This window comes from Sphingobacterium multivorum (assembly GCF_900457465.1).
Classification (GTDB): Bacteria; Bacteroidota; Bacteroidia; order Sphingobacteriales; family Sphingobacteriaceae; genus Sphingobacterium; species Sphingobacterium multivorum.
This window is the reverse complement of the sequence record NZ_UAUU01000009.1, coordinates 222788-234887: the sequence shown is the minus strand read 5'-3', so window position 1 is coordinate 234887 and position 12100 is coordinate 222788. Positions and strand designations below refer to the sequence as shown.

The window sequence follows — 12100 nt, the reverse complement described above, 5'->3', positions numbered from 1 at the left end:
GTTACATTAACAGATGTTTTCGAATTCAGCTTGCTGATTTTGTATGTCCTGCTCGGATAATTCATCTTTTCGAATCATTTCAAAATAACATTTAGCGGTAATCTCGGCATCTTTTTCTGCATTATGCATTTCGGTCGCTGGACTCGAAAATAGCGTTTCATGTAGCGATGAAAGTGGAAGATGTACCATATTTGGATTCCGAACGTATTTTTTGCTATGCAACAAGGTGCAAAAATATGCTAAGTTATGAAATGGAATAGCCAAGTTGGATCGATAGAATTCGGCTGCTAATACCTGCAGGTCGAATGATAGAAAATGGCCGATTAACTGCGGCTTATATTTTTTGATGTCATGACTGAATTTCCGTAATACGTCTTTTTTCTTCTCACCATATTTCATTAGAAAAGGTGGTGTCAATCCATGAATCTGTTCGGATGCAGGGCTAATTGGTATTAACGGCTCGTAAATATATTTATTGGTTCGTTTAACTTCCTGTTGGTCTTCGTCATAGATGATCCAGGCCAATTGTAAAATATGGGGCCAATTGTCACTGTCCATATAACTTTTGTTCCATTTTTTCGGTAAACCAGATGTTTCCGTATCTAAGAATAGCAAATATTTTTTCAATGAATTGTCGGTAATTAATAATTAAAAGTAATCAAAATTTGTTGCAGGATAGCGGGCTATATCGAAATAATTTAGCTATAGCGTAACTATTTTGTCGTTACAACATAACAGTACATAACAGTTCCTTTTCTGAAATCATTTACTTTAGATATCTAATACCTAAATACATAGATAATGAATGCTGTTTTCGGAGTAATCTTCCACTTTATAGGCGGTTTTGCGTCTGGAAGTTTTTATGTGCCTTATAAAAAGGTGAAAGGTTGGTCTTGGGAATCCATGTGGATTTTAGGCGGACTTTTTTCGTGGATCATTATACCTCCTATCGCAGCAATGCTCACGATACCCAATTTTATGGAGATTATTAAAGAGACCGATCGACCCATTTTGAGTTATACTTTTTTGTTTGGTATGCTATGGGGGATAGGCGGTCTGACTTACGGTCTTGGTGTTCGTTACCTCGGCGTATCGTTGGGAAGTAGTATTATTTTGGGACTCAGCATGGTGTTTGGATCCTTGATGCCTAGCATTTATTATTTTTTCAATCGGGCCGAGGGTAAACACGGTATCGATTATTTCTTTACGACACAGCCGGGTGTTTGTATTCTCATTGGACTGTTGGTCTGCTTGGTCGGAGTCTATCTATGTGGCAAGGCTGGTATGTCCAAAGAAAAGCATCTTTCAACATTATCAGCAGAAAGTAAATCTGATTACAACTTCGGCTTAGGTATCGTCGTGGCGATCGTTTCAGGTATACTAAGTGCCTGTTTCAATTTTGGTATAGAGTCTGGGAAACCCATGGCGGATGTGAGCAATGCGGTATGGAAGGCCGCTAACCCCAATCAAGGAGAGTTTCTCTATCAAAATAATGTAACCTATATCGTAATTCTGTGGGGCGGCTTTATGACAAATTTTATTTGGTGTCTCTATCTGCTCGTCAAGAATAAGTCTTTTAAAGATTATACGAAACCAGCAGTGCCGAAGTTGCGGAATTTTCTTTTATGTGCTTCAGCAGGGACAACCTGGTATCTCCAATTTTTCTTTTACGGTATGGGGGAAAGCCGACTGGGCAATGGCGCAAGTTCCTGGATATTACATATGGCTTTCATCATTCTTATTTCAAATGCCTGGGGCGTTGTATTAAAAGAATGGCGAGGGGTGGACCGTGTAACCTATCGTTCCATTATTGCTGGAATTATCACAATTATCATTTCCATTTGCATAGTAGGCTTTGCAAGGACATTAGAAAATTAATACTTAAACAATATAGAAGAGGTGAAAATGTATAAACATGTCAATTACTTATGGGACGATGAGAAAGCACGTACACTAGACGGTGATGAAGTGGCTTTATTATTATATCGTTCGAATATTTTAGGCGCGGATCTAAGAATCACAAATTATGGTGGTGGCAATACCTCCTGCAAAGTTTTTGAAAAAGATCCATTGACCGGAGAGGATGTGGAAGTGATGTGGATAAAGGGCTCAGGAGGAGATATTGGGACGCTTAAGAAATCGGGGTTAGCAGCACTGTATCTTCAACGGCTGCGCAGTTTAGCGCATGTTTATCAAGGCTTGGAGCATGAAGATGAGATGGTTGAACTATTTAACCACTGTATTTACGATCTGGATTCTAAAGCACCATCTATTGATACACCATTACATGGGTTTTTACCATTTAAACATATTGATCATTTACATCCCGATGCTGCTATTGCTATTGCCGCTGCAAAAGATGGGAAGAAGATTACACAAGAATTGTTTAATGGGGCGATCGGCTGGGTAGATTGGCAGCGGCCGGGATTTGATCTAGGCCTTAAGTTAAGAGCCTGTTTAGCAGAAAATCCAGGTATTCGCGGTATTATGTTGGGGTCACATGGTTTGTTTACCTGGGGCGATACAGCATACGAATGTTATATCAATTCCTTGGATGTAATCGAAGCTTGCGCGGAATATCTTGAGCAAAACTATGGTAAAAAAGCACCTGTATTCGGTGGTCAGCAAGTAACTAGCCTGAGCAAGGAAGAAAGAACTGCACAAGCAGCTAAACTTGCGCCGGTTTTAAGAGGTTTCTGTTCTAGTGAGCGTCACATGATCGGACACTTTACAGATGATGAACGTGTATTGGAATTTATAAATTCAAACGATTTACAACGCTTAGCTCCGCTTGGTACGAGCTGCCCGGACCACTTCTTAAGAACTAAAATCCAACCGTTAGTACTGAATTTGGATAAATCAGAAGATTTGGATAATGTTGAAGAGCTAAAAGCGAAATTGGCGCCATTGTTCGAAGCATACCGTGAAATGTATGCACAATATTATGAAAATTGCAAGCATGAAAACAGTCCAGCTGTACGCGATAAAAACCCGGTGATTGTTTTATATCCAGGTGTTGGTATGTTTGCGTTTGCGAAAGACAAACAAACTGCACGTGTAGCGGCAGAATTCTACACCAATGCGATTAACGTAATGAAAGGAGCGGAAGCTGTAAGTGAATATACTGCCTTGCCTCGTCAGGAAGCTTTCGATATCGAATATTGGTTACTTGAGGAGGCTAAATTGCAGCGTATGCCGAAACCAAAAGCACTTTCCGGAAAGATTGCTTTGGTGACAGGAAGTGGTGGTGGAATCGGAAAAGCCATTGCCAAGAAAATGGCACAGGAAGGGGCAGTGGTTGTGCTTAACGATATTAACGCTGAACGTTTAGCGGAATGCGAACAAGAATTCGTGGCACAATTTGGCCAAGATGCAGTGATCTCCGTCCTACTGGATGTGACCGAGGAAGTACAGATCCAAAAAGCCTTGTATAAAACTGTTTTAGCATTTGGTGGGATAGATATCATAGTGAATAATGCCGGATTGTCGATTTCTAAATCTATCGAGGACCATACCCAAAAAGATTGGGACCTATTGTATGATGTATTGGTTAAAGGACAATTTTTGGTCACCCAAGCGATCACGCCAATTTTAAAGGGGCAGAACATCGGTGGTGATATCTTAAATATAGTCAGCAAAAATGCGCTTGTCAGTGGTCCGAATAATGTCGGTTATGGTAGCGCGAAAGGTGCACAATTGCACTTAAGTAGATTATGCGCCGCGGAGCTTGGACCTTTCAAAATTCGTGTCAATGTTGTTAACCCCGATGCAGTGATTTCCGATAGCAATATTTGGGCTGGCGGATGGGCAGAGGGACGCGCAAAGGCATATGGTATTCACATCGAGGAACTGCCTACATTTTATGCTAAACGGACCTTGTTGAATGAAGTGATTCTACCTGAGGATATTGCAAATGCCTGTTTTTGTTTTGTGGGTGGTTTGCTCTCGAAATCTACAGGTAATATACTCAATGTAGACGGTGGCGTAACAATGGCATTTGTGCGCTAATTTCGCTATCTTCGGTATTGTGTTTTCAATAGATCGAGAAACCACAATACCCTATTTTAATAAACCGAAAACAGTACTATTATGATTTTAGACAAGTGTGCTATCGCGGCACATAATGACCAGTTGCAGGCGAGGCATCAGCGAGCCTTTGATTTTGTTTCTCACGAGATTGTACAAACAGAAGAGATTTTAGAAAAACTACAGCAATTCCAGATTGCTATCCCTAGTTGGGCATTGGGTACAGGTGGAACGCGCTTTGGCCGTTTCTCTGGTGCCGGTGAACCGGCAACACTGGAGCAGAAAATTGCAGATGTCGGCTTGCTGCATGCATTGAATGGATCGAGTGATGCTATTTCATTGCATATTCCCTGGGATATTCCTAAAGATGCTGAAGCATTGAAGCAGTATGCAGCAACCTTTGGAATTCACTTTGATGCGATGAATTCAAATACATTTCAAGATCAGGTCGGGCAGGAGCACAGCTATAAATTTGGGTCTTTGCATCACGTTGATCCACGCGTCCGTCAACAGGCGATAGACCATAATATAGAAGTAATCGACTTTGGAAAGCAGTTGGGGTCAACGTGCTTGTCGGTATGGCTGGCTGATGGTTCATCATTCCCTGGGCAGCTTAATTTTAGACAGGCCTTTGAAAATACCCTTGCCAGCCTACAGGAAATCTATGCGCATCTACCCGTAGACTGGAGCCTGTTTATAGAGTATAAAGCATTTGAACCTTATTTCTATTCGACGACCATTGGCGATTGGGGACAGTCTTTACTTTTAGCAAATAAGCTGGGACCACAGGCTTTTACCTTGGTGGATTTAGGGCATCATCTACCAAATACAAACATCGAGCAAATCGTATCGCTGCTGTTGATGGAAGGGAAATTGGGCGGCTTTCATTTCAATGATAGCAAATATGGAGACGACGATCTGACGGCCGGTTGTATGAAACCTTATCAATTGTTTTTGATATTCAGTGAATTGATCGATGGGATGGATGCGCGGGGAATGGCTCATGAATCGGCTTTAGGCTGGATGATCGATGCTTCACATAATCTGAAGGACCCATTAGTTGATTTATTACAATCGGTAGAAGCAATTAAAATAGCCTATGCGCAGGCCTTGCTTATCGATCGAAAATCGCTTCGCGATGCGCAAGCTCAAAACGATGTGGTAGCTGCCCAGGAAATTTTGCAACAGGCATTTCGAACCGATGTAAGACCATTGCTTGCTGAGGCGAGACGACGCATCGGTGCGGCATTGGATCCAATAGGGCTCTTTAGGGAACAGGCGTTACGAGATAGATTGGTGGGGGAAAGAGGAAAAAATAGCGTCGCTACAGGCCTCTAAAAGATACACGACATGGAAAACAAAGGTATACCTGTCGTAGCCGTATTTGATGTTGGAAAAACGAATAAAAAACTTCTTTTATTTGATAAAAACTATAGCGTGCTATGGGAACGATCTGCTCGATTTTTAGAAACTGTCGATGAAGATGGGGATCCCTGTGAAAATCTTGAAAGCCTTCGTCTGTCGATTTTTGATGCCTTGCATGAAGTACTCCGGCGAGACGAATTTGATATTCAGGCAATCAACTTTGCAGCCTATGGGGCTAGCTTGGTTTACATTGATGCACAGGGTAAACCTTTGACTCCCTTATACAACTATCTCAAGGATTTTCCTGCGGATATACAGCAACAGTTATATGATGCGTATGGAGGTGTTGTCGCATTTTCATTGGCAACGGCATCACCATCATTGGGTAGTCTGAATTCGGGCTTACAGCTCTTGCGTCTGAAGCGTGAAAAACCTGATTTATTTGGGCAACTTGCTTATGCGGTACACTTACCTCAATATTTAAGCTTTTTGGTTTCAGGCAAGTTGTGTACAGATTTGACTAGCATCGGCTGCCATACTGCACTTTGGGACTTCAAACAACACCATTATCATCAATGGGTAGAAGACGAGGGCCTCGTTGGAGCTTTCCCGCCAATTGTTTCGGGAGATACAGCCTTTAAAAGTACGTTTCTAGGTAAATCATATTGGGTTGGAACGGGGTTACATGATAGTTCCGCGGCACTCATTCCTTATCTAATGAGTAATAAAGAGCCCTTTATTTTAATTTCTACAGGCACTTGGTGCATTTCATTAAACCCATTTGCGTCGATCGATTTGACAATAGAGGAGCTGCAGCAGGATTGTTTGTTCTATCTTTCCTATCGCGGTACTCCAGTAAAAGCCTCCCGTTTATTTGCAGGGTATGAACATGAAATTCAATCAAAGCGTATTGCCGATTTCTTTGCGGTGACCACGGCCAAATTTAGAACGCTTGAAATCGACTGGGACATTATCGCGGCTTTGACAGCGCTTGATATTCCGAACGCGATAGATTTGAAATCTTTTGAAGCCATTGACCTGCATCGTTATCCAGATTATCAAACCGCTTATCACAGCTTAGTCTGGTGTCTTGTCAAGGCACAGGTAGCCGCCACCCAACTTGTTCTTCGCTGTACACAGACTGCACGGATATTTGTCGATGGTGGATTTAGTCGAAATCAGATTTATATGAGTTTGATTGCACGTGAATTTCCAGCTATGGAGGTGTTTGCTGCAGCGATGCCGCAAGCAACAGCTTTGGGTGCCGCACTGTTGATGCATCAGCATTGGAACACTGCAGAGATCCCACAAAACTTGGTGGAATTAAAATTATTTAAGCCACATACTGTTTCGTAAATGATTTTAGAACAGGATAGTACGGTACAGCTGTTCAGTTTGTTTTCTATTACTTCGATATAGAATTATAAACAAATTAAACCAAATTAAATTAAACCTCTAATCAGAATGGAAAGTAAATTAAAACATTACTCATTAATTCTTTGCGTGGCAATGATGATGGGAATGCCGTTTGCGTTAGTTGCTCAGGTGACCAAGACTATACAGGGTCATGTGGTGGGTAGCAAGAGCGGGCGACCTATCGCTGGAGCTTCGATTAAAGAAGTCGGTGGTAAAAATGCTAGTTCAACAAATGAAAATGGTGATTTTACCCTTTCTGTCGCGAGCAACAAAGTTGTTCTTTCAATCCAATATGTAGGGTACATTGCAAAAAATATGGAAGGGACTGTGGGGATCCCACTTCGTGTTGAACTGCAGGAGGACAACACTGTGCTGGATGAAGTTGTTGTCGTTGCTTATGGTGCGACGAAAAAAAAGGATCTGACGGGATCCGTATCCACAATTGACAATAAAGCATTGAATATGCAGTCAAATTCGACGGTCAGTAGGGCCTTGGAAGGGGCTGCACCCGGTATTCAGGTGTCGGCAGTGGATGGACAGCCTGGTATCGACATGGGAATTCGTGTGCGTGGTATAGGATCGGCGAGTCAGAATACCTCAAACGCTCTGGTCGTCATTGATGGTGTTCCCGCACAAAATGATAATCCGCTCGCTACCTTAAATCCAAAAGATATCCAGAGTGTTTCTATCTTGAAGGATGCGGCATCGACGGCCCTATACGGCGCTAGAGGTGCCAATGGTGTCGTCTTGGTGACAACAAAAAAAGGCGTGTCAGGGCAGCCCCGCATTTCATTTGAAGGAAAGCTCGGCGTCAATCAGGTGGGACCGTATCAATTCGATAAAATTTCCAATCCGAAGGATATTTATGAATTCGCCTGGCTCTCTGTGTACAACTCTGTACGCTATGGAGTGGATGGTACCGGTATTTCAAAAAGATATACAACAAATGTGCAGAATCCAAATATGTCGCACGAACAGGCAGCCGAATTTGCCAGTTCGCACCTATTTGACTACATCGGGTCTACGACTAAATTTCAACGAAACAGCTTAGGTAACTGGATGTTGTATGATGTGCCGGGAGCGGTCTATACACCCTCAGGCACAGGAGCTGATGCGAGTTCAACCATGAGTGGCGCATACCTCGTCAATACAGATGGTAAATTGAATCCTGGAGCTCGCCTGTTATACAGCGACAGATATGATGATTATCTAATGGAGAATAGATTACGACAAGATTATGATCTATCGGCCTCTGGTGGTAACGATAAAGTAAATTATTTCCTTTCAGGTGGATACTTGGAAGACCCATCTTATATTCGGGGATCTTCCTTCAAACGCTATAATGGACGTGCCAATTTTGATGCGCAATTGAATGCCTGGCTAAAATTGGGTGCTAATATTGGCTACTCCAATCGGACCACACAATCGCCGGCGACACGCTTCGGCCGTAATCCCGGTAGTTCTACAGCCAATGTTTTCCGGTTTATCAATGGACAGAATCCGCTGGTGCAGCTCTACGCACGCGATAAAAATGGCGCCCTGATTGATGACAATGGGAAAAATAAAGTCCATGTACTTGCCGGAGATACCTACTCTCCACTGGGGTTAACATCGGCTGCACTATCTTCTACCAATGTTTTGACGGTGCTGGACAATGATTTGGATCAACGTGTCTCGGATGATTGGACAACAAGGGTCTATGGGCAGGCCAAATTCCTGAAAGACTTTACGTTTACAGCAAATGTCTCGATGGACAAGTTTAATGAGATGCGTACGCGTTACTGGAACAGCGAATCGGGACAGGCAGCAGGCATTGGAGCCTTTGGTAAGACCGCATCCAATACAACGATTTTAAACCTGCAACAATTACTGAATTATGCGAAAACAATAGGTTTACACAATATAGAGGCGCTTTTAGGGCATGAATATGATTCATTCAAGAACGAGCAGCTCAACTACCGATCATCTTATGCATTGATTGATGATTTTGCATCTTATATCAACTTTGTCGGACGTTATGACGGTGGAACATTCCCAAATCCGGGGGGCGGTGAGGATAAACGTACCATGGAAAGTTATTTTTCCCGGGTCAATTACAACTACAACGACAGGTACTTTTTTCAAGGATCTGTCCGTCGGGATGGCTCGTCAAAATTCAAGTTGAAAGATAAACGCTGGGGTACGTTCTGGTCCGTTGGTGGCGGTTGGCGTATCGACAGTGAGCAATTTATGGAAAGTAGCAAAGGCTGGCTCGACCTCCTAAAAATACGCGGCAGTTATGGTGTAATCGGTAATCAGAATGGAATATCCAACTATTCGGGATACCAAACATGGAGTTACGCCGCCACGTATACACAGACGACAAGTGGAACGGGTATACCCGCAAATATCACCTTAAATCAAAATGCATATGTCAATGACCAATTAACCTGGGAAAACATACATACATTAGATGGTGGTATTGATTTTAGCTTCTTTGGACGAGTACGTGGATCACTCGATTATTATAACCGCGTCACGGTAAATGCCATCTGGAATCAGCCTATTGCCATATCCAAAGGACAGTCTTCCATTGCGACGAACTCCGCAAAAATCGGAAATAAAGGTTTTGAAATCGACCTATCAGTAGACATCATCAAGAAACCTGATTTCAACTGGACAGTATCGACAAACGGAACACATTATACCACTAAGCTGAAAGCTGTACCAAATGGTGTCGGTTCAGATGCTTTGGGAGGAAATTGGACCGCAGGTACCGATGCTTGGGCTGCCGCGGGAACAAGTGCTGTGGCAAATATTACCTATTTACGTGGAGTCAACAAAGATTTCTTTAACCTCTATATGTTGAAATATGGCGGTGTGGACCAAAATACGGGTTTACCACTTTACTATCATCAGATTAGCAAAGCCGATGTTGACGCAGGTACTTATCCCGGATATAAAGAGGGCGAAAGTATAACAACCACAGACTATTCAAAAGCTAGCCGCTACGAAATGGGGAGCGCGTTACCTAAATGGATAGGCGGATTTAGTACTTCCTTACGTTACAAGAATTTTGATCTGTATTTGGCATTGGCTTACCAATTGGGCGGAAAGTTTTTTAGTACGGAGTACGGAAATAATTTGTATGTAAGTGAAGATCCTGGAAAAGCGCTTTCATCGGAACTCATCGGTAATACCTGGACACCGAACAACACAGGTGCAAAATTCCCTATGGTGATGTATGGTAATACCTATGGCAATGGTGCAACTACAGGAAGCTGGCTCTACAGTGATTTGGGCTTATTCAGTGCTTCCTATCTCAATTTTAAAAATGTGACGATAGGTTATACTTTGCCAGAAAGTATCTTGTCAAAAATGAAAATCAAGCGGCTTCGGATATTCGCTTCTGGTGATAACCTTTTTATGAAAACAGCCCATTCGGGAATAGATCCACGTCAGTCTCTTGTTGGTGGATTTGAAGTGGCGGCATATTCTTATCCGACCATGAGAACATTCTCCGGTGGTGTAAGTTTGGAATTTTAATGTTTAAAAAATCAGTTATGAAAAAGATATTTTTATGTGCATTGGCGGTGACATTATTGTTTTCTTGTAGTAAGGAATTGGACATTGCACCCCCAAATAGTATCACGGATGAACAGATCCGGAAACTACTCGAAAGTGGTGATGAGAAGAAAATTCAGGCTGTATTGGGCGGTATGGCGAACAATATGCCTAAACTGGTCAACTTTGGGGCATTATCATCCGAGTCACGTTATGGAAGCAACCAGGGATTTGATGTGATGCGGAACCTCGAAGGCAATGATATTGTATTCGGCAATAGATTGCTTAATATATTTGGCTCCGACGAGTATAATCTGCTGGATTTTATTTCAGATGCTTCAGACAAGAATACCCCGTATTGGAATTATGCCTGGAATATGGTCAATACAGCAAATAAAATGCTGAACTACCTTAATCCGGAGACTGTCGGTACGAATAAAAAATTACAGGAATACAAGGGCCGCGGACTGATATTGCGTGCCTACGCCTATAATTACCTGATGGAAAACTATCAGAATGCCTACCAGCAGGGAGGAAAAGCAAAATTAGGTATGCCGCTTTATGATACCTATTCCCCGGTTCAGGAAAGCAAGGCCCGATCTACTGCGGATGAGACCTATGCTTTTATCAAAAACGATATCAATGAAGCGATCCGGCTTTTTAGAGAAGCGGGAATTGGCTTTACAACAGACCCCTCCGATTTTGATCTTGGTGTAGCTTACTTTATGCAGGCAAAAGTAGCGTTGTGGACCGGCGACTGGAACACGACGATAAACGCCAGCAACGAAATACTGACCAAGTATCCAACGTTAATGAGCCAGGCAACCTATGGTGCCACGAATAAAGGAACCCAGACGGCGCCTGAAATGAGACCCGAGCAAAATGGTTTTCTCAATATTACCATTAACCCCGAAGTGTTGTTTGGTTTTGCGCTTGGAGAAGCCGTTACCGTACACAATTGGTGGATGAACCCTTTCGCCGAAGGAAACGGCGGAATTGGACAAGGTTTCCAGCGGATTGACAATCGGCTGTATGCCAAAATTGATAACCGGGACTATCGAATGGGTTGTTTATGGCATCGGATTGGGGAGATTATACTTACCCGACCAATGGTGATAAACGAACTATTCCGATGTATACCAATCTCAAGTTTGCCGCCACCCATGGCTTGGGAAGTGACGATAAGAAGAATGCGGGACGAGTAAGTTGTTATTATATGCGCAGTTCGGAGGTATTATTGATGAAAGCTGAAGCGCAGGCACAGAATAAAGATGACCAAAGTGCGAAACAAACGTTAAACACCTTATTGGCTGCACGAACGAAAGTTGGGCAGACCACATTGACCTGTGACAACTATACTTCCATGCAGGGTTTATCGACCTTGGAGATGGTGCAATTTCAAACGCGGTTGGAGCTCTGGGGTGAGGGAGGACGTGAATTCTATAACAATAAACGCTGGAACATTGCTGTCGGCCGTACTGGATCAGCCACACATGTAGATAAATCAACTTATCCTGTTAGTAAAATGACGCTACAGATACCTTTGGATGAAATGTTATATAATAATAAGATGGTTCAGAATTAAATGAGCCAACAGATTTAATGATTTCATTTCTTAAAAGTACTAGGAAGGATCGTAATCGTCCTTGCTGGTACTTCCCTAAAAATACAGGATAGTTCAGGATACAACTGTAGCTGATCTTGTGTATTTTCAAGTACTATAGATTACTTCGACAAAACCTAAAATTTA

The 12100-nt window shown here is 42.5% G+C and carries 8 protein-coding genes; 7 read left to right on the top strand and 1 reads right to left on the bottom strand.

Annotated elements, in window-relative coordinates; all coding sequences use genetic code 11:
- Window positions 1-6 precede the first annotated feature (6 nt).
- Window positions 7-615 carry a 3'-5' exonuclease gene (locus DTA23_RS12645; protein ID WP_256604058.1) on the bottom strand — a complete coding sequence of 203 codons (609 nt, stop codon included), beginning with the start codon at window positions 613-615 and terminating at the stop codon, window positions 7-9.
- Between the two features lie 186 nt (window positions 616-801).
- Here DTA23_RS12645 and rhaT point away from each other — a divergent pair, with 186 nt between their 5' ends.
- The 7 genes from rhaT to DTA23_RS27725 all read left to right on the top strand — a co-directional run bounded on the left by rhaT (window position 802) and on the right by DTA23_RS27725 (window position 11935).
- Entirely contained in the window at window positions 802-1878 is a 1077-nt protein-coding gene (gene rhaT / locus DTA23_RS12640) for an L-rhamnose/proton symporter RhaT (RefSeq protein WP_112374960.1), read from the top strand.
- A 27-nt stretch (window positions 1879-1905) separates the two neighbouring features.
- Window positions 1906-4008, top strand: a complete 2103-nt coding sequence (locus DTA23_RS12635) for a bifunctional aldolase/short-chain dehydrogenase (protein ID WP_112374959.1) — start codon at window positions 1906-1908, stop codon at window positions 4006-4008.
- An 81-nt stretch (window positions 4009-4089) separates the two neighbouring features.
- A complete protein-coding gene (locus DTA23_RS12630) occupies window positions 4090-5364 on the top strand; it encodes a sugar isomerase (RefSeq protein ID WP_112374958.1) in 1275 nt (424 codons plus the stop codon).
- 12 nt (window positions 5365-5376) lie between these two features.
- Window positions 5377-6747 carry an FGGY-family carbohydrate kinase gene (locus DTA23_RS12625; RefSeq protein ID WP_112374957.1) on the top strand — a complete coding sequence of 457 codons (1371 nt, stop codon included), beginning with the start codon at window positions 5377-5379 and terminating at the stop codon, window positions 6745-6747.
- Between the two features lie 108 nt (window positions 6748-6855).
- A complete protein-coding gene (locus DTA23_RS12620; RefSeq protein ID WP_112374956.1) occupies window positions 6856-10332 on the top strand; it encodes a SusC/RagA family TonB-linked outer membrane protein in 3477 nt (1158 codons plus the stop codon).
- A 17-nt stretch (window positions 10333-10349) separates the two neighbouring features.
- The gene (locus DTA23_RS12615; protein WP_218565378.1) at window positions 10350-11555 is read left to right on the top strand and encodes a RagB/SusD family nutrient uptake outer membrane protein; all 1206 of its coding nucleotides are present in this window, start codon (window positions 10350-10352) and stop codon (window positions 11553-11555) included.
- Window positions 11483-11935, top strand: coding sequence for a RagB/SusD family nutrient uptake outer membrane protein (locus DTA23_RS27725; protein WP_218565377.1), 453 nt, complete (start codon window positions 11483-11485; stop codon window positions 11933-11935). Before DTA23_RS12615 ends, DTA23_RS27725 begins: the two co-directional genes overlap by 73 nt.
- Window positions 11936-12100 lie beyond the last annotated feature (165 nt).

Bases quoted from the DNA above. Each gene is read 5' to 3' on its own strand.
- DTA23_RS27725 (WP_218565377.1), top strand. From the start codon at position 11,483: ATGTATACCAATCTCAAGTTTGCCGCCACCCATGGCTTGGGAAGTGAC.
- DTA23_RS12635 (WP_112374959.1), top strand. From the start codon at position 1,906: ATGTATAAACATGTCAATTACTTATGGGACGATGAGAAAGCACGTACA.
- DTA23_RS12620 (WP_112374956.1), top strand. From the start codon at position 6,856: ATGGAAAGTAAATTAAAACATTACTCATTAATTCTTTGCGTGGCAATG.
- rhaT (WP_112374960.1), top strand. From the start codon at position 802: ATGAATGCTGTTTTCGGAGTAATCTTCCACTTTATAGGCGGTTTTGCG.
- DTA23_RS12630 (WP_112374958.1), top strand. From the start codon at position 4,090: ATGATTTTAGACAAGTGTGCTATCGCGGCACATAATGACCAGTTGCAG.
- DTA23_RS12615 (WP_218565378.1), top strand. From the start codon at position 10,350: ATGAAAAAGATATTTTTATGTGCATTGGCGGTGACATTATTGTTTTCT.
- DTA23_RS12625 (WP_112374957.1), top strand. From the start codon at position 5,377: ATGGAAAACAAAGGTATACCTGTCGTAGCCGTATTTGATGTTGGAAAA.